Annotated in this window: 15 protein-coding genes; 3 read left to right on the plus strand and 12 right to left on the minus strand. The window is 44.9% G+C overall.

Annotation, left to right across the window (positions count from 1 at the left end):
- Positions 1-152: 152 nt before the first annotated feature.
- From FHW89_RS05370 to FHW89_RS05380, 3 genes are all read left to right on the plus strand, one after another.
- Positions 153-1,601 (plus strand): circularly permuted type 2 ATP-grasp protein, encoded by a 1,449-nt coding sequence (locus FHW89_RS05370; protein WP_172333998.1) that lies wholly within the window; start codon positions 153-155, stop codon positions 1,599-1,601.
- A 141-nt stretch (positions 1,602-1,742) separates the two neighbouring features.
- The gene (locus tag FHW89_RS05375; RefSeq protein WP_172333999.1) at positions 1,743-2,678 is read left to right on the plus strand and encodes an alpha-E domain-containing protein; all 936 of its coding nucleotides are present in this window, start codon (positions 1,743-1,745) and stop codon (positions 2,676-2,678) included.
- A gap of 8 nt (positions 2,679-2,686) precedes the next feature.
- Positions 2,687-3,646: a transglutaminase family protein gene (locus tag FHW89_RS05380; RefSeq protein ID WP_172334000.1), complete on the plus strand. Its 960-nt coding sequence runs from the start codon at positions 2,687-2,689 to the stop codon at positions 3,644-3,646.
- A 115-nt stretch (positions 3,647-3,761) separates the two neighbouring features.
- Here the strand turns inward: FHW89_RS05380 and FHW89_RS05385 are convergent, their stop codons facing one another.
- From FHW89_RS05385 to FHW89_RS05440, 12 genes are all read right to left on the minus strand, one after another.
- Positions 3,762-4,253, minus strand: coding sequence for a thioredoxin-like domain-containing protein (locus FHW89_RS05385; protein WP_172334001.1), 492 nt, complete (start codon positions 4,251-4,253; stop codon positions 3,762-3,764).
- A 41-nt stretch (positions 4,254-4,294) separates the two neighbouring features.
- Positions 4,295-5,314: a Gfo/Idh/MocA family oxidoreductase gene (locus FHW89_RS05390; protein ID WP_172334002.1), complete on the minus strand. Its 1,020-nt coding sequence runs from the start codon at positions 5,312-5,314 to the stop codon at positions 4,295-4,297.
- A gap of 449 nt (positions 5,315-5,763) precedes the next feature.
- Positions 5,764-6,348 (minus strand): DUF4142 domain-containing protein, encoded by a 585-nt coding sequence (locus tag FHW89_RS05395; protein WP_172334003.1) that lies wholly within the window; start codon positions 6,346-6,348, stop codon positions 5,764-5,766.
- Between the two features lie 202 nt (positions 6,349-6,550).
- Positions 6,551-7,810 carry a pyridoxal phosphate-dependent aminotransferase gene (locus FHW89_RS05400; RefSeq protein WP_172334004.1) on the minus strand — a complete coding sequence of 420 codons (1,260 nt, stop codon included), beginning with the start codon at positions 7,808-7,810 and terminating at the stop codon, positions 6,551-6,553.
- Positions 7,811-8,170: 360 nt separating this feature from the next.
- On the minus strand, positions 8,171-8,905 hold the full coding sequence (locus FHW89_RS05405; RefSeq protein ID WP_172334005.1) for an acyl-CoA desaturase: 735 nt from the start codon (positions 8,903-8,905) through the stop codon (positions 8,171-8,173).
- A gap of 333 nt (positions 8,906-9,238) precedes the next feature.
- Positions 9,239-10,249 (minus strand): LLM class flavin-dependent oxidoreductase, encoded by a 1,011-nt coding sequence (locus FHW89_RS05410; protein WP_172334006.1) that lies wholly within the window; start codon positions 10,247-10,249, stop codon positions 9,239-9,241.
- 485 nt (positions 10,250-10,734) lie between these two features.
- Complete coding sequence (locus FHW89_RS05415) at positions 10,735-11,196, minus strand: MaoC family dehydratase (protein ID WP_172334007.1); 462 nt, start codon at positions 11,194-11,196, stop codon at positions 10,735-10,737.
- A gap of 64 nt (positions 11,197-11,260) precedes the next feature.
- The gene (locus FHW89_RS05420; protein WP_172334008.1) at positions 11,261-12,877 is read right to left on the minus strand and encodes an ATP-dependent DNA ligase; all 1,617 of its coding nucleotides are present in this window, start codon (positions 12,875-12,877) and stop codon (positions 11,261-11,263) included.
- The gene (locus FHW89_RS05425; RefSeq protein ID WP_371742427.1) at positions 12,874-14,151 is read right to left on the minus strand and encodes a ligase-associated DNA damage response exonuclease; all 1,278 of its coding nucleotides are present in this window, start codon (positions 14,149-14,151) and stop codon (positions 12,874-12,876) included. Before FHW89_RS05425 ends, FHW89_RS05420 begins: the two co-directional genes overlap by 4 nt.
- A 64-nt stretch (positions 14,152-14,215) precedes the next feature.
- Positions 14,216-16,369, minus strand: a complete 2,154-nt coding sequence (locus FHW89_RS05430) for a carboxy terminal-processing peptidase (RefSeq protein WP_172334009.1) — start codon at positions 16,367-16,369, stop codon at positions 14,216-14,218.
- Between the two features lie 184 nt (positions 16,370-16,553).
- Positions 16,554-17,177 (minus strand): tetratricopeptide repeat protein, encoded by a 624-nt coding sequence (locus FHW89_RS05435; protein WP_172334010.1) that lies wholly within the window; start codon positions 17,175-17,177, stop codon positions 16,554-16,556.
- 461 nt (positions 17,178-17,638) lie between these two features.
- Positions 17,639-18,481, minus strand: a complete 843-nt coding sequence (locus FHW89_RS05440) for an isoaspartyl peptidase/L-asparaginase (protein WP_172334011.1) — start codon at positions 18,479-18,481, stop codon at positions 17,639-17,641.
- Positions 18,482-18,589: the final 108 nt, after the last annotated feature.

Genomic DNA, 18,589 nt, shown 5'->3' on the forward strand with positions numbered 1-18,589 from the left:
GCAATAATTTATTAAAATTTACTTAAAATGAATTATTTATATAAATAATTGGATTTTTTTGACATTTTTTTTGCTTTTTTAATAAAACACTTCATAAATTACATTTTATAAAAAATAACTGATTGATAAATTTATAATTATGGCAATTTTACATGAAAGAATCAGCTTATTTTAATCAATACACTCCCATTAACGGCGTATGGGACGAAATGTATGGTACAAATTGCAATGTTCGCGACCATTATTTGAAAGTTATCGAGTACATTTCAAAAGAATCGGCCGATGATCTGAACAAAAAAGAAGAGCTGGCCAAAAGCCTGTTCATGAGCCAGGGTATTACTTTTACCGTTTACAACAGTGGCGAGGGTATCGAAAAGATATTCCCTTTTGATATTATCCCCCGTATTATTACCGCCAGTGAATGGGCTTTTGTAGAGAAAGGCATCAAACAACGGCTTACCGCCCTTAACCTGTTCCTGAAAGATATATATAACAACCAGTTTATTGTAAAGGATGGCATAGTGCCCATTGATATTATTTACTCCTGTCCGCATTTTTTGCGGGAGATGTACCAGCTTAAAGTGCCCTATGATATCTATGTACACATATCTGGCATCGACCTGATCCGTGATGAGGACGGCACTTTTTATGTGCTGGAAGATAACCTGCGCACCCCATCAGGAGTAAGCTATATGCTGGAGAACCGGGAGATCACCAAGCGTTTGTTTCCGGATCTGCTGCCCCAATGCGGGGTTCGCAGCGTAACCGAGTATCCAACTATATTGTACAAGAACCTGCTGGCGCTTTCGCCCAGGCAAATATCAAACCCAACCATTGTATTGCTAAGTCCGGGCATATATAACTCGGCCTATTTTGAGCATACTACCCTGGCCCGTTTGATGGGCGTTGAACTGGTAGAAGGCCGAGACCTGGTAGTTAATAACCATAAGGTATACATGAAAACCACTACCGGCCTGCAGCAGGTAGATGTGATATACCGCCGGGTTGACGACGAGTACCTGGACCCACTCGTTTTTAATCCCGAAAGCATGCTGGGTGTTGCCGGCATCATGGGCGCTTACCGCAAAGGCAATGTGGCTATTGTAAATGCTATTGGCACCGGCGTTGCCGATGATAAAGCGGTTTACGCTTACGTTCCGGATATGATACGTTACTACCTGAACGAGGAACCGATCCTGAAAAACGTACCCACCCACCAATTGGGCAACCCTGATGAACGTGAACATGTGTTCAAAAACCTGAATAACATGGTGGTTAAAAAAACCAATGGTAGCGGTGGCTATGGTATGCTGATGGGTCATGCCGCATCTGAACAGGAAATTGACGACTATAAAAAAGAGATCCTGAAAGATCCGCGCAATTTTATTGCCCAGCCAACTATTAGCCTTTCGGCGGCGCCTTGTTATATGCAGGGCCTGTTAAAACCCCGCCGGGTCGACCTTCGCCCTTATGCCCTTTACGGGCCCGACGGCATTGAGATAGTGCCGGGCGGATTAACACGCGTGGCCCTTAAAGAAGGTTCACTGGTAGTAAACAGCTCACAGGGCGGCGGCAGTAAAGATACCTGGGTGCTCGCCTGATTTGAGATTTCGGACGTTCGATTTCGAATTTAGTGGCAGTCCATTACTTTCGTAATTTAAACTCCGCAACCCATCAGGCACAATAAATCATTAAAATAAATCCGAAATCGAACATCCGAAATCCGAAATAAAAAGACACATATGTTAAGCAGGGTTGCAGCAAGTTTTTATTGGTTAAGCCGTTACATTGAGCGCAGCGACGGCATGCTGCGAATGCTCAAAATAAACTATGCCTCATCGCAGGATACCGTACAGGAATTTACCTGGGAACCGGTGATCAGGATATTTGTTGGTTTGCACGAGACTGATGCCGACACGCTGGACAACGATAGCCGGTCTGTTTTAAAATATATGGTAACTGGTAAAAACAACCCAAACTCCATACTCAATATTATTACCCTGGCCCGTGAAAATGCCCGCGGCGTGCAGGAGCACATCACCAAGGATCTGTGGCAGTGCCTTAACGAGTATTATCATACCGTAAAAGACCCGCGGATAGAACGCGCCTTACAGCGGGAAGACCCGATTGGCGTATTGGATGTTTTAATAAAACAGGTGATGCTCTATTACGGTACCGTCGAAATTACGATGGAACGTGGCGAAGGTCGCAGCTTTATGAACATCGGCAAATACCTGGAACGGGCCATACAGTCGGTCGACATCCTGGATACCAAATTCAGTTCGGTGAGTGACAATCCCAACCTGCTTACTGATACTACTTACTGGAAACACCTGCTGCTTTCATTAGGCGGCTATGAGCTGTACCTCAAAACCTATCGCGAAGGTTTTGAGGCCGAGAACATCCTGGAACAGGTGGTACTCAACAATGATTTCCCGCGATCGGTTATTTATTCGGTAAATAATATCCAACGCTATTTTGACAGGTTGAAAAACGATACCAATGTGGACACCTATCGCGAAATGTCGTTCCAGATAGGAAGGTTGCAGAGCCGTATTAAATATAGTTCGGTACGCAGCATCAGACAGGAAGGCCTGCATGGATTCCTGACCCAGATCAGGAACGAACTGTACAGTGTAGGTAACTCTCTGAATGAATACTATTTTGCCAATTCATAATTAACCATATGCCAGAGTTTAAAATACAACATATAACCAAATACACCTATGAAGGACTGGTACGCGACAGCGCCAACCAGATCATCCTTTTTCCGATAAAGGATGAGTATCAGGATGTAATAAAGCAGGAACTGCAAATTACCGGCAACCCGGTTGTTGACACCCATATTGACTATTATGGTAACGAAGTAGGCAGCTTTACCTATAGCGAGCCGCATTCCCAGTTACTCATCAGCTCTAAACTTGATGTGATCACCCGGCAACGCCCGCTACCCGTGAATGACATTTTCCCCGAACAACAGTGGGAGGATTTAAAACGCCTGCAATACATGGTGCCTTATATTGATTTTTTAAAGCAGGAATACTTTGAAGGACTGCCGGAGCTACAGGTTATTGTAGAACAGGAAAGATCAAAAGACGAAACACCCTATCAGGTAGCTCTCCGTTTTTGCCAGTACGTGTATCAGAACTTTGAATACATTAAAGGCGTTACCACCGTTGAAACCACGCTCGACGAGGTTTGGCAATTGAAGGCTGGTGTTTGCCAGGATTTTGCCCATATTTTAATGGTGATGCTCCGCCTGCTTAAAATACCGGCACGCTATGTAAGTGGCTATATTTGCACTCACAGTAGCGCCATGCGGGGCGAGGGCGCCACCCATGCCTGGGCCGAAGCCTATATCCCTGATTATGGCTGGTTAGGTATCGATCCTACCAATAACTGTATAGCTAACGAAACTCATGTGCGCCTGGCCGTTGGCCGCAGCTTTCCGGATTGCTCGCCGGTAAAAGGTGTGTACAAAGGTTCATCTGGGCATAAACTGGAGGTTGCTGTAACGGTTGACGATGAAAACTCACCCGCGTATGATAACCATACCATTCAGGAAACTGCTCCTCTGCAACCAGTAACCGAGCCCGCCAAAAACAGCTATCAGCGGCATATGGAGATCATGCAACAGCAGCAGTGATGATGATGTGAGGATTTCTGAACCATGATTTTCATGATTAAAAGATTTAAGGATTATCTGTATTTAATCAAGGTGATCCCAGAATCCTACAATCATGGTTCAGAAAATCTGAAAGTTAAACTACTTTTTTAGCCGAGGCTACCAATACCGGGATAACCGGTACCTTATCGTAGGTCTTTGATATCTTGCCATTGCGGTCATAAATGGCAATAAAAGGCGTATTTTTTATCTGAAAATACTTCTGCACCAGGTAAGTATACCCCTCGGTTCCTATGGTGATGTTATGATATTTAGCCAGATCAAAATCACGTTGAAAAACCTGTATGGCTTTCAGTTGAGTAACAAAAGTGATCAGTACGATCTGCACATCCTGCAGATTTTTCAATTGCGGTTTCAGATCATACATCAAATGCTGGCAGTGGCCACAATCTGGCGAAAAATAGATCAGCATTACCGGCTTGTTCTTTTTCAGGTTGGCCGGGGTAACATATACGCTATCGGTAGTTAATATATGATACGGAGGGATGCCGGTATTAGCGCCTAAGGTTTGGGCTTGTGTACAGCCAGCCGCGATAAGCAAACAAAGGAACAGATATATCTTTTTCATTAGATTAATATAGTATTTCATTAAGCATATTTACGATATTTTTAACTCTCCAGCAATTCCAGCTGCCAGGCTATCTGCTCTTCTGTTATAGGGAACAACGCGTTTTCACGCACGGTATGATAAACGGCCTCAAATAAACCATTATAATTACCTTTGTCTGACGGTACCCACTCTACTGTTTTCTGATTATCGGCCCCCATCAGCACCAGTTTACCTTCACTGCCTTCGGGTTCAATACCAAAACCTTCTTCATTTGGCATCGTGCCTGCATCCAGTTGTGCCTCCTGCACGTCGGTACGCAATTTTACAAAGCTACCCAAGGTACCGTGGATCACAAAACCAGGCAAATGTTCGGCTATCAGTAAGCCCGAGGTTAAATATACATTGAGCTGGTTGGGGTACGAAAGGTGAATATTAAAATAATCATCAACCTGCGAGCCCGGCCGGTGCGAAGCCATTGTTTTCACATAGCTCAGCGGTTTGCCAAATATACTGATGGCATTATCCACCAGGTGCGCGCCCAGATCATAGGTAAGTCCATTTCCCGGAGTATCTTTGGTTTCCTTAAATACCTTAGGCCCGATAGGCATCCGGTACCTGTCCAGCCTAAAATGCACCTCGATCAGTTCGCCCAGTCTTCCGCTTTCAATTACTTTTTTTACCGAAATAAAGCCGCTATCGTACCGGCGGTTTTGGTAGACCATCACCTTCAAATTCAGCTTCTTACCCAGATCGAACAAGGTTTTTACTTCTGCCGATGTTACTGCCGCGGGTTTTTCGATCAGCACATGTTTACCCGCGTTCAGGGCCTGTATGGCATAATCAAAGTGGGTATTGTTGGGGGTGTTAACGATGATCAGTTCAATTTCGGCGTCGTTCAGCAACTCATCGGTGGTATTGTAGCTGATCACATCGGGATAAACCTTCCCGGCCTTTTTTTCGTGGCGTTCAACAACCGCTTTAAAGGTAAAACCAGGATTGGTGGTTAAAAATGGCGCGTGAAATATCCGGCCCGACATGCCGTAGGCCATAAGGCCGGTAACGATTGGTTTTGATGACATAGATAGATAATTATTCGTGGGCTGAAAGCTCAAAGCCAAAGGCCCAAAGCTTTTGTTTATTTAGTTTTTTAGCTTATTACAAGAAACAAACAACGTATGTCTCAAAAATACTTTTTAAACCTTGAATTTTAACAAATTTCTTATCGAAAACAGTGTAAAAACAGTTCGGATTTTATCCAATACCATCGCTTTTAACAAATTCCCACTCGACTTTAATCTATTTTAAAAACTTTAAAAAGTATTAGATTATTGATCGTTAATGAACTGCATACCAAACAGCCGTTTTTTATGCCGGTTGTTTCCTTTAACCAAACGGCCCCGCTTGCATTTTTCAAAGCAAGCAGGGCCGTGGTGGTGATGCAATCTCTAAATTCTAAACCCTAAGCTCTAAATTCGAAATCGAACATCTGAAATCATTTGCACATCCGCACATTTGCATATCTGCACATCTATTTCAAACCTTTTTTAATGGCTTCTATTTCTGTAAGGTGACCTTTTATTACCGGTAAAGTGTTGGTAGCAAAAGCCTTCAGGTCGGCATCTTTACAATTTTTGGCAGCATCCTCAAACAGGGTGATGGTTTTCTTATGCCCGTCAATCATGGCATCTACATAAGCCTTGTCAAAATCGGTTGTTGATTTAGCCGAAAGATCTTTCAATTCTTTTTGCTTTTCTTCGCTTGGTTCGGCAGGCAGCGTGATGTTTTTGATCTTGGCTATGCCCATCAATTCCTCATTGGCTTTGCTGTGGTCTTTTACCATCATTTCGGCAAATTTTTTCACCTGCGGATTGATCGCCTTTTGTTCGGCCACTTTGGCTACGGCTACTTCAGCCATACCACCATTTGCGGCATCGGTGGCAAATTTGGCATCGCCCTGGTCAACCGCTATGCCTGTAGCGCCGGTTGTGGTTGTGTCTTTAGTATGATTTGCACTGTCTGCGCTTTCCTTACTGTCGGTTTTGGCACCGTTATTACATGCCTGGAACATCCATGCCGACAGCACGAACATCATCATTAAACTTAACTTTTTCATAGTGAATGTTTATATTGTTTTTATAATCAACAATTTTTACTCAGATAAGTTTCATTTTCTTATTTGTAAAATAATTTAACATAAAAACACGCTACATCCACACGTCATTACTTCGTACCTCGCAATGACGTGTGGAAAAGGAAAGAAAACCCAAAAGGCCATCATGCATGCATGATGGCCTTTTATCTATATCAATGAATACTTATTTCAATTTTTCCAGAGCGGCTTTAAGTCGTGGTATCAACTGCTGAATGTCATCCGGAGTAACGGTACCTACCGAAGCGCGGAACCAGTTTACGTCATCGCCGGTACCAAAGGCCGAGAACGGCACCAGGGCTACCCCTGCTTCTTTGATGAGGTAAAAGTTGATATCGGCCGAATCTTTCAGCACCGCGCCATCGGGCGTGGTTTTACCCGCGTAATCTATTTTTAGTGTGAGATAAATGGCGCCCATCGGTTCAATGGAATCTACCTGCAATCCGTCGGCTTTTAAGCTCTGGAAACCCTCGTGCAGGGTATTCAGGCTGGCTTGGATCTTGGCTTTTATATCGGTAAGGTAATTATCTACAGCAGCGGCATTGGTAATAAAGCCCGCCATGGCCATTTGCTCGGCCTTGGGCGACCATGCACCCATATGCCCCACAATGGCTTTCATATTTTCAATTACGTGGGCCGGGCCAAAGCCCCAGCCTACCCTTACCCCTGTTGAGGCGAAACATTTGGAAGCACCATCAATAAATATGGTATAATCCCTCAGTTCGGGGCGCAGCGTAACTGGGTCAAAGTGTTTGTGTTCGCCAAAGGTTAGCTGCGAGTAGATCTGATCATACATCAGGTACAAGGGTTTTTCGCCGGCTGCACGGGTTTTATTTTCGGCAATTACCAGGTCGCAGATCTCTTCCAGATCCTTTTTGCCAAACATGGTACCGGTTGGGTTCAATGGAGAACATAAAGCCAGCAATGCCGCTCCTTTTAAATGTGGGCGGATCTCATCGGCCGTAGGCATAAAATTGTTTTCGGCACGTGTTGGTATCATTACCGCCTGGGCGTTCAACAGATCGCTGTAGTGGTTATTATTCCATGATGGCAAAGGGAATACCACCTTTTCGCCAGGATTAACCACCGCCAGAAAGGTGGAATAGATAAGCGGACGTGAACCGCCGGAGATCAGTATTTCGTTATTTGCCGAGTAATCCAGGTTAAAGCTTTTCTTTAAAAAGGCCGAAACGCTCTGGCGCAGGTTCAGCATACCATCAGCCTGGGGATAATTGGTTTGCTTTTGGTTATATGCTTCTACTATACCGTCCTTCAGTTCGGCTGGGATGGGGTAAATATTGGAGTCAAAATCGCCAATAGTTAAGTTGGCGATGTTTTGGCCTTGTCTTTTCAATTCGTTCACCTCGGCCGCTATTTTGATAATTTCGGAGCCGTGGAGGTTTTGAGCTAATACGGAGATACTCATTGGAAATATGAATTTTATGAGCGGCAAATATACGGGGAAAAGCTGAAAGCGAAAGGCCGAATTTGGGGATGAGACTCACCGGATTTGTGTTGAGCTCTCTTAAAAACTCCGTCATTGCGAGCATAGCGTGGCAATCCCCAACTTACAGAGACGCTCTGCATATAGGGGATTATTAATGTGTTAGTTATTTTTTAATGGCATTAATGAACTCCCTCCGGTCGGTTGTCCACGTCGTTCCTCCTCGCAATGACGCGTGGAGAGAAAAGCTATTCAGGCTAAAGCTATAAAACAAAAAAAGCGAAAACTAAATATCAGGAGATCTTACTTTTCGCTTTCAGCTTTTTGCCTTTGGCTTTTAGCTTACAAATATGCTTTCCTAAGCTTAATAATGCGCATCCAGTGCATCAGTTTCATCACCGGGTAAACGGGATCGATCTCGAACCATTTGGCGCCGAAATTGGCACGGTTGGGATGTTTGTGGTGATTATTCTGGAACAGTTCGCCCAGCATTAAAAAGTCAAACGGGGTAGTATTTTTTGATTTGTCGCCATTATCAAAATTGGCATAACCGTATTTATGGCCGCACCAGTTTACGATGGCGCCGTGGATTGGGCCCATTAAAAAGTGGATCGGAATTAACAGATACATCCACCATTGTGTGGCAAATACCACGTAAAAAGCGATATACAATATCCCGAATGATATGCGCGATACCATAGATGAACCTACATAGTCAACAAAGCGCCACTCGGGTATATTTCCTTTAAAACGCTCTTCCGGGTTCGACAACCTTTTTACATGCATACTGTAACTTTTGGAGGTGTAGATCATCATCTGAAAAACATCCTTAAAAAAGTGCGGCGAATGTGGGTCCTTCTCGGTATCGCTGTAAGCATGGTGCTCGCGGTGCATAATGGCATAAGCCCGCGGGTTTAAAAACGACGAGCCCTGGCAAATATAGGTAAGCAGGTAAAACACCCCTTCATAAAACTTATTGGTAGTGAACATTTTGTGAGAAGCATACCTGTGTAAAAAGAACGTTTGGAAGAATAGCGACAAAAACCAGTGCGCTATAAAGAATATAATAATTACCACTGAGTTAAATAAATTAGAATTTGAATGTTATTTATAATCTTTCCAAAGATACGATTAAAACCCAAATAAAGTTTTTCCAGTTTCGGAATGATACTTATTTAACGCAAAAAAGGGGGTTGTGTGTGTTGTGGAGAGAAAATTTTTATTGGGGAAGGTGCGGGGAAGAGTGTGCGGTAGTATGTTTTGCTCCAAGCCCTTTTTCACCCTGTCATTTCGATGAGCAAGTGTGTAGGGTTGAATAAGGGGCGAAGAGAAATCTTCTGCAGCTGATGTATCCGGCGTATAAGATCTCTCCTCGTACCTCGTTCGAGATGACAATAGTTAGTTTTTTTATTACAATTCAAATTGCTGAGCCAACAGCTTATAAGACTCCAACCTATCTTCAAAATGCTCGGTAATAGTTACAGCCATAATTTCATCCACGTCATAATCTTCGGCCAGCCAGGTGAGTTTTTTCTTGATCTCCATGGGGTTGCCGGTAATTACGCGGTAGCTGTTCTGCCTGATGCGCTCCTGCTCGCTCGCGTCATATACCACATCTTTCACGTCATTATAACTTAGCGGCACAATGGGGCCGCCCTTTTCAAACTGTAAAAACCGATGACTCATTACAGCCCGGTGTTGTTTTATTTTTTCTTCATCCTCGGAACAAAAAACAAATATGGCTACATTAACCATAGGCTCCGCCAGATCGTCTGAAGGCTGAAAACGTTCGCGATACAACTTCACATTGAGCGGACCACCGCTTGGGTTAATAAAATGCGCGAAGGAAAAGCCCATACCAAAGTGCGCGGCAAACAAACCGCTTTGTCCGCTTGAGCTTAACAGCCATTTATCGGGCACGGTTTTTACCTGTGGGATAGCCGTTATCCGGGCTTGTATAGTACCGGGCTCATAGGTATCATGAAAATAGTTGTTCAGATCGGTCAGCTGCTCCACAAAATCATCTTCCCTGAACTGGTTTGACGGGTTAAGCACCGATGCGGTAATACGATCGGTGCCTGGCGCGCGCCCCATACCCAGGTCGATACGACCGGGAAAAAGAGCTTCGAGCATCCGGAAGTTTTCGGCCACTTTGAGGGTACTGTGATTGGGCATCATGATACCGCCCGAGCCGATCCGCATGCGCTGGGTTTGTCCGGCCAGGTGGGCTATGAGCACTTCGGGCGTTGAACCCGCCAGGATGCCGGTGTTATGATGCTCGGCAACCCAGTAACGGGTATAGCCCAGCTTTTCGGTATATTTTGCTAATTCGATGGTTTCTTTTACGGCCTGTTCGGCAGTGGCGCCTTTTCTTATCGGCGACTGATCCAGCACGCTTAAACGGATTTTCTTTGTGTCCATAATGATAATAAACACAAATGTAATGATAGGGTTGCTGCCCGGGTTTATGAGGGGCTTTTTATGGCATTGGGATTATAATATACAAACGCGTCATTGCGAGGAACGAAGCAATCGCAAACTATGCAGAGGAAGATGTCTGTCGTAGAGCGCTCAATTGCCGCTAAGGCTGTTACTTTTGTCTTGATACAAAAGTAACCAAAAGATCAAGTCATCAGAAATGCTTCTTTGCCCTGCAAATCCGACAGAACCACGGCTGCAATTATTTTGCCCAACTTTGTTCCCACAACCCTATGCTTCTGCAAAATTTGCTATGCCCCTGCAACCGCACCGGCCTGCATTGTTCTGCCCGCTTTCGCCCGAAGCTTATCTGCTGACGGGGAAAGGAATAAAATCAAGATATCAGAATCAGGAATCGAGACAACGGCAATTAAGCAGCTAAATATGTCCCGGCCTCATTCACTAATTCAATAATTAAAATCTGGCTCTTACTCATTAAAATGATACAGAAAAACCACATCGCCGGAAAAGGCGGGTTTCTTTTGGCCTTCAATTTCCAATACAACCGACATGGTGGTTTTTGTAACGCCACGCAGGTTGATGAGGTTAAAGAGTTTAACTTTCAATCGTACTTTATCATTCACCAGCACCGGCTGGGCAAAACGCAGGTTCTCGATGCCGTAGTTGATCTCCATTTTGAGGTTGCGGATATCGGCCACCTGTTTCCACAGGTACGGGATAAGCGACAGTGTCAGATAACCATGGGCGATGGTGCTTTTGAAAGGACTTTCGTTTGCAGCTTTTTCCGGATCGGTATGGATCCATTGATGATCAAGCGTTGCATCGGCAAATTTATTGATCTGCTCCTGGGTGATGGTGTGCCAGTCGGACACGCCCAACTCATTACCTAATTGCGCTTCAAACTCGTTATAGTTATTGATAGTGATCATCCTTTTCTGTTTATATTTTATACAGCAAAGTAATGAATTAATTACGTGATCTGATATTAAATTATCACTCACCCAGGAGGGCCTTTAAACTTTCGAGCGTATCTGCTTCTTCCTTAGGCTTATCATGCCGCCACCGCAATATCCTTGGAAAACGCAGCGCAATGCCCGATTTATGCCGACTTGATTTGTTAATACCCTCAAAGCCAATCTCAAACACCAGCTCGGGTTTTACTGTACGTACGGGGCCAAACTTTTCGATGGTGTTACGCTTGATAAAGTAATCAACCTTGTTGATCTCGGCATCTGTAAGTCCCGAATAAGCTTTGGCAAAGGGCACCAGTTTATCGCCGTCCCAAACGGCAAAGGTGTAATCGGTATACAGATCGGCCCGGCGGCCGTGCCCTTTCTGCGCATAGATCATCACGGCATCGACCGACAACGGGTCGATCTTCCATTTCCACCAGTCGCCCCGGCGGCGGCCCACCTGGTAAGCTGCGCTTTTGCGTTTCAGCATAATACCTTCGGCTATCATGGCGCGAGATTGCTCCCGGATGCTTCCGAGCTCATCCCAGTTATCAAATTTGATGAGTGCCGAAATCCGAAATACCTCCGAATAGGGCGTTGCAGCCTGCAATTGCTCCAATATGACCCGGCGTTCTGTTTGGGTTTTATAGCGAATATCCTCGCCCTTGTATTCCAGGCAATCATAAGCAATTACCGCAACCGGACTCTCTTCCAGTATTTTTTTGCTCAGGTTTTTACGCCCGATGCGGGTTTGCAGCACATTGAAAGGCATGGGCTGGCCATTTTGAAAACTCAGGATCTCGCCATCAATTACAGCACCATCTGGCAAGGCGTTTAAAAAGGGATGCAACTCCGGAAATTTTTCGGTAGCGAGGTCTTCACCCCTGCTCCAGATAAATATTTCGCCCCCTCGTTTGATAAGTTGGGCACGTATGCCATCCCATTTCCATTCGGCCTGCCAGTCGGCGGCGGCGCCCAGTGCAGCGCCAACCTCGGCAGGTGCTTTCTGCTTTTCGGATGTTTCCTGTATGGGATAAGCCAGAAAAAAGGGATACGGGCGTGATATGTTCAAATCGGCATCCTGCTCTTCTACCAGCTGACTGTAGGTATAAGTTTCGGGCATCCAGCTGCCCATAACACGGTGTGTAAGAACGGTGGCTTCCAATCCCGTTACATCGGCCAGGGCCTTGATCACCAGGTTTTGGGATACACCAACCCTAAAGCTGCCGGTAAGCAGCTTATTGAATACAAAACGTTCCTGGCTATCCAGCATGGCCCATGATTCCATAAGCCATAACTTCTTTTCGGCCTCGGTTTTATCAGCTAAAGCGTTGATCTCGGCTATCCACTCCGTGAGGGTTTTATTGCTGCTGTTGGCGGTTTCGGGCATCAGCAGGGCCATGGTTTCGGCCAGATCACCTACCACATGGTAGCTTTCCTCAAACAGCCAGGCAGGGATATTTGATGCTTCGATGGCCCAGGTGCGTACCAGCGTAGAGTTGATCTGCCGCTTGGGCTTACGCCCGGTGAACAAGGCCAGCATGTTCATTTTGTCGGTATCGGGCACCGCATTAAAATAGTCTTTCAGGATCCTGACCTTTTCATTGGTCTTATTGGTTTCATCTAACGAGAGGAAGAGTTGGGCAAAGGCTTTCATGAGACAGAGCCTCCAGCCTCATCTAATCCGATAGCCATCGGATCCTCTCCATTCCGATAGCTATCGGAAGAGAGAACTTTACTTTCATTTTTATCGTTTCCATTGCCGGTATTTTCCTGCTCCCCCTCCCCTGGAGAGGGCTGGGGTGAGGCTTCCTCCTCATCTACCCCATACAAGGTGTGCACTTCGTGAGCGTCGAAGCCTATTTCATTTAAGTACCGGGCAAATGTGGCGGTATAGCCATGGGTAAGGTAAACGCTTTCGCAGCCGGTAGCATCGATGGCGCTGATGAGGCCGTTCCAGTCGGCGTGATCAGACAGTACGAAACCTCTGTCGGCAGCACGGCGGCGCTTGGCTCCGCGAATGGCCATCCAGCCCGAGCAATAACCAAAACTATAGGGCTGAAACCTCCGCATCCAGGGCGTACCTACCGATGATGGCGGCGCCAGGATAATTCCTTTTCGCACGTCTTCCTTAACAGAATCGGGAGTGATCCGCTCCGTTGGGTTCAACAATACGCCATTGCGGCGCAGAGCCTCGTTGGTATTTTCAATAACGCCATGGGTGTATACTTTGCCATTAAACAGGTCGAGGTTTTGCAGTATGCGCTGGGCTTTACCTAAGGAATAACCTACCAAAACCGTAGCCCTATTATTGTGCAGGTTATCGCGCCACCAATTATTGATATCGTCAAATATCTGCATCTGCGGCTTCCAGGTATAAACAGGCATACCGAAGGTACATTCCGAAATAAAGTGATGGCACCTTACCGGTTCAAATGGTGTCGAAATACCATCGTCCTCCACTTTATAATCGCCGGATACTACCCAAACTTCACCCTGGTATTCCACCCTCACCTGCGCCGACCCGATCACATGGCCTGCGGGGTACAATGAAATAGATACGCCATTCTTCAGCACAGTTTCGCCATACTCCACTGTTTGCAGCTGAATTTCGCCCAGGCGATAAAGTAATACTTCTTTTGACAGGTGATGAGCCAAATAATGCCTATGCCCGGGATAGGCGTGATCGGCATGGGCATGGGTGATCACGGCATCGGTAACCGGTTTCCAGGGATCTATATAAAATTTACCCCGGGCGCAGTAAATACCCCGGTCGGTAAATTCCAATAACGGTTTCTTAGCCATAATATTAACATAACCTACAGAAAGCGAATTGGTTTGGCCTCTAACCCCCTGAAGAGGGAACAAAAAAATGCGCAGATGTGCAAATTTCAGATGTGCAGATTTTTTATCTTCTGCTTTTCTGATCATTTGCATATCTGCACATCTATAATCTGCACATCCAACGCTCCCCCTTCAGGGGGTTGGGGGGCTGTTATTTCATCACCCCGGTGCCAGTGCTGGTTAGTTTAGGCTCCAGGCTAATGTAATCTGTCATGATCTGGCCGGCTTCTTTTTTCACAAAATCCAGGTCCTCATCTTTTGGTTTGGCCTGTCCTTTTTTAAGGGCCGGTAAACCGAAAGCTATCCTGCGCAGGTTATTGCGTTCAAAAGTTTTCTTTTCGTCGGCGTCGCGTTGTTTTTTTAGTGCGGCCTCGTTCAGCGTTACGCTGTCTTCAGCATCATGTTTTTTGAAGTCGGCAATATCTTCCAGCATATATTTATAGCTGTCACTGGTAGTCATACGCTGATCATGCAATTTCTGCAGTTGCGGTAAAACCGTATTAAAGTTACCTACTTTAGCAAAGTCGGTTTTCGGGATAATGTCAAATGGCATGGCCGAAGGCTCGGTATCTTCACCATATTTATCCAGCGGAATTAACGATGGGAATGAAATATCTGGTGTTACCCCTTTATGTTGTGTGGAGTTACCACTAATGCGATAAAACTTGGCAATGGTTAAATTCAACTGACCATAAGTGCTTTGGCTGCCGGTTGATATTGCTTTTTTACCTCCGGTTGCTGCACCGGCCAACTGGTTAATTTTATCGCGGATGGGCGAGCCTAAGATCCTGTCGAGATCAATGGCGCTTTGAACCGATCCTTTACCATAAGTTTGCGTACCCATGATAATACCACGGCCATAATCCTGAATAGCACCGGCAAATATTTCGGATGCCGAAGCACTGAAACGATCAACCAGGATACTCAGCGGACCAGAATAAGCCACAGCCGCGTCATCGTCTTTATCTACCTCAATCTGTCCCTGGGTATCTTTTACCTGTACCACCGGGCCTGTTTTGATGAATAAACCGGTAAGCTCAATCGCTTCCATTAATGAACCGCCGCCATTTTCGCGCAGGTCAATAACCACACCATCCACATTTTGTTGCTTCAGGGAGTCCAATATCAGCTTCACATCGTGTGTGGTGCTTTTATAGTTAGGGTTACCCGCTTTATAATCGTTAAAATCGATATAAAACGCAGGGATAGAGATCACCCCTATTTTAACCGTTTTACCATTGCTGTTATACGTGCGGATCTCTTTTTTAGCCGATTGATCTTTCAGGATGATTTTTTCGCGCACCAACTCTATAACTTTAGGTTTAGCACCCGCGCTTGCACCTGCAGGTAATATTTCCAGCCTAACCACGGTTCCTTTTGATCCGCGGATAATGGCGATGGCGTTATCAACTCTCCAGCCTATGATGTTTTGAAATTCGCCTGTTTTACCTTGTGCAACACCAACTATACGGTCGTTAATGTTAACCTGATGACTTTTATCGGCAGGGCCACCCGGTACTATGGTTTTAATGGTCACATACTCATTTTCGGTAAGCAGTGAAGCACCAATACCCTCTAACTGGCGCGACATTTCGATATTAAAGTTTGCCGCGTTTGATGGGTTAAAGTAATTGGTATGCGGGTCGATAGCCTCGGTAAAGGCATCCATAAAATACTGGAAAACATCCTGGTTAGATAGCTTATTGGCTTGCGTCAATAAATTCTGATAACGTTTTTTAAGCGTTTCTTTATTTTTAGCCATATCGTTGCTGGCCAACTTCAGATTCAGCAAATCATATTTTACGCGTTGCGTCCACATGGCATCCATATCGGCCTGTGTAGCGGGCCATGGCAACTTATCGCGGTCATAAACAAAGTTTTCGTCCTTATTGAAATCAAAGTTCGCATTGATCTGCGCCAGGGAATAGTTTACATGCTCCAGGTATCTTTTTTGAAATACGTTGAATATATAAAACGCGTCGTTCAGGTTACCACTTTTCAGATCGTCATCCAAAACGGTTTTATATTTATCAAACTCTTTGATATCTGAAGCTAAAAAATAACTGTGGTTTTCGTCAAGCAGTTTAATGTACCTGTCAAATATCACGGTTGAAATAGAATCGTTCAGATCAACCTTTTTATAATTATGGTTCAATATCAATGAGGTGATCTGCTTGCAAACAACGGTTTGTTGTTCATCAGGTTGCAGATCGGTGGAGCCAGGGACTTTTATTGGTTTTGACGGCGACGCTTTACACGCAAGCGCGGCAGCCAGTAACAATACTAAATATACTTTCTTCAACATATCTTTTACTGTAGTTAAATCGGGATTTGTGTAAAACATCAATACTTGCGCCTTTTATTAATTTGCTAATGTAAATAAAAAGAGACAGTGAAATACTGTCTCTTAATTACAATAACAATAATACGATAATGTTTTGCTTGTAGTATATAACTACCCGCATTTTACGCTATTGTTACAAAAAAAATTACTTTATAGCCGCTTTAGGGTCAGTATCAGGGGTTTCGGCGTAGCGGATCTCGGTTTTCAGACGGGTTTTGTTTTCTTCCAGGTAACGCATTTGTTTATCAACCGCGGCTACATCCATGGTAAGGCCCATTGAACTGGCAATGTTGCGGGCTTCGATCAGATCCTGTTTGGCCTGCGGAAAGTCGCCATAGCCGGTTTTTACCGCGGCCAGGTTAATGAGGTTGGTGATGGTATGCCGGTTATCGTTTTGCTGGCGCGATATCTGCAAACTTTGCAGCAAATACCATTTGGCTTCTGATAACCTATTCTGTTTCAGATACATTTGTGCCAGATCACTAAAATTATAGCTGGCAGAATTATAAACCCTGAAACGCATATTATGCTGCGCCGTTTTCATAACCGACGCTTCCATCAGGAAAAGCGCGTACGGGGTGCGCTCTATCTGCGCATACATGATCTTGGGTTTCGCGATCTGGGCAACGGGTAATCTTTTGATGGAATGATCCTTCAAAAGCGCGATCTGCGGAAAGCGTTCATGCTTTCTGAAAGGGTTGTACTTATACCACTGTGCAGATGCAGAGAGGCTAAGTGAACATAACAATACGAGTAAAATGATCCTCATCTAATCTTTTTAACTGGGCTTAATCAATTTAATCAGCAAACAAATATAATAATATATATTATTGTTATGCAACACCCTGTATGTGGGCTGCTTACATAAACAGCTTCTTTAACGCAGGAAAGAGACCCAATGTTATAATTAATTATTTTAATTTATCCAAAAAGAAAACAAACGGGTAGTTCTTACAGAATATACTTCATAATTTTTTATCGCTACACAGACATGCTCTTTAGGAGCTACCTATTTGTAGTATATCAAAGTTAGTTTGTCTTTGCCTCGTAGAGGCTACCAAAATCGAGTGGCTTTGCTTGTTCTTTAGGGTTGCACCTACGGAGCAATTTGATTGTATAATTCATATCTACAAACAGGTAGTCCCTATGGGACATACTATCCTGCGGATTATCTTGAAAAAGGGTATATGAGAGTTGTAAAACAAACAACCAGTTAAAATTAAACCGCTTTTAATCAAAAACTTCCATATCGCCATCATGCAAGGCCCAAACCATGTAAGGATGGGTATCGGCATGATAAATATGACCGTCGGCTGATATGCCGACAATGCCTGCAAAACCGTCAAAAGGTTTTAATTCATCCAATGATTTATCGGCAGCCGCGGAGATGGGCATACCATCGGTAACCCGGGTAACAATTTTTGAAGCCACAGATCCGCTTACAATATCCTCACCAACCCCGGTACAGGAAATACCCGCATGAGCATTGGCATAATTACCCGCAGTGGTGGCCGAATCGCTCACCCGGCCGGGGATCTCAAAACCTTTACCTCCGGTTGAGGTAGCCGCTGCCAGATCGCCATAAATATCCAGCGCTACGCAGCCTACGGTACCCAGGCGGATAGAGTCGCGCAGCTTTTTCTCATACTCCTGGCGGCGCTGCGGGGTTTCGGGATTATAATAGCCGATGCCATTTTCGGTAGCAAAATCCCGGGCACCTTTGCCGCTCAGTACACGATCATCATAGGCCAGCAGTTTTTCGGCTATACATATTGGGTTTTTAACATCCTCTATATTGATCACCCCCGAAAAACGCTGCGTTTTACCATCCATCAGCGAAGCACTCAACCGTATCTTACCGTCGCTTTGGATCTGCGAACCGGTTCCCGCGTTAAACAGGTCGCAATCTTCCAGCAGCCTAACCGTGTACACTACCGTTTCCAGGGCATTGTGCGTTTGCAGATATTTATATCCGGCTTCCACTATCTCCTTTAAGGCTTGTTGTTTGGCCTGCTTTACTTCCTGGTTGGTTCGCGATTCGCTAAAGAAACCGCCGTGTATAATGATCTTCATAGTAAGCTGAGTTAATTGGTCAAAAAGCTGTATAAACTATAACTCTTTTGTGATGGGTTTATTTTGGGTGTGCAAACCAGCCTGTCATGCTGAACTTGTTTCAGCATC

The organism is Mucilaginibacter sp. SG564 (assembly GCF_013149275.1).
GTDB lineage: Bacteria > Bacteroidota > Bacteroidia > Sphingobacteriales > Sphingobacteriaceae > Mucilaginibacter.

What these genes read in the sequence shown, in the direction of transcription:
- FHW89_RS05410 (WP_172334006.1), bottom strand. Translation starts at nt 10,249, where the DNA reads ATGGACACAAAGAAAATCCGTTTAAGCGTGCTGGATCAGTCGCCGATA.
- FHW89_RS05380 (WP_172334000.1), top strand. Translation starts at nt 2,687, where the DNA reads ATGCCAGAGTTTAAAATACAACATATAACCAAATACACCTATGAAGGA.
- FHW89_RS05370 (WP_172333998.1), top strand. Translation starts at nt 153, where the DNA reads ATGAAAGAATCAGCTTATTTTAATCAATACACTCCCATTAACGGCGTA.
- FHW89_RS05420 (WP_172334008.1), bottom strand. Translation starts at nt 12,877, where the DNA reads ATGAAAGCCTTTGCCCAACTCTTCCTCTCGTTAGATGAAACCAATAAG.
- FHW89_RS05430 (WP_172334009.1), bottom strand. Translation starts at nt 16,369, where the DNA reads ATGTTGAAGAAAGTATATTTAGTATTGTTACTGGCTGCCGCGCTTGCG.
- FHW89_RS05390 (WP_172334002.1), bottom strand. Translation starts at nt 5,314, where the DNA reads ATGTCATCAAAACCAATCGTTACCGGCCTTATGGCCTACGGCATGTCG.
- FHW89_RS05425 (WP_371742427.1), bottom strand. Translation starts at nt 14,151, where the DNA reads ATGATCAGAAAAGCAGAAGATAAAAAATCTGCACATCTGAAATTTGCA.
- FHW89_RS05440 (WP_172334011.1), bottom strand. Translation starts at nt 18,481, where the DNA reads ATGAAGATCATTATACACGGCGGTTTCTTTAGCGAATCGCGAACCAAC.
- FHW89_RS05400 (WP_172334004.1), bottom strand. Translation starts at nt 7,810, where the DNA reads ATGAGTATCTCCGTATTAGCTCAAAACCTCCACGGCTCCGAAATTATC.
- FHW89_RS05435 (WP_172334010.1), bottom strand. Translation starts at nt 17,177, where the DNA reads ATGAGGATCATTTTACTCGTATTGTTATGTTCACTTAGCCTCTCTGCA.
- FHW89_RS05385 (WP_172334001.1), bottom strand. Translation starts at nt 4,253, where the DNA reads ATGAAAAAGATATATCTGTTCCTTTGTTTGCTTATCGCGGCTGGCTGT.
- FHW89_RS05395 (WP_172334003.1), bottom strand. Translation starts at nt 6,348, where the DNA reads ATGAAAAAGTTAAGTTTAATGATGATGTTCGTGCTGTCGGCATGGATG.
- FHW89_RS05375 (WP_172333999.1), top strand. Translation starts at nt 1,743, where the DNA reads ATGTTAAGCAGGGTTGCAGCAAGTTTTTATTGGTTAAGCCGTTACATT.
- FHW89_RS05415 (WP_172334007.1), bottom strand. Translation starts at nt 11,196, where the DNA reads ATGATCACTATCAATAACTATAACGAGTTTGAAGCGCAATTAGGTAAT.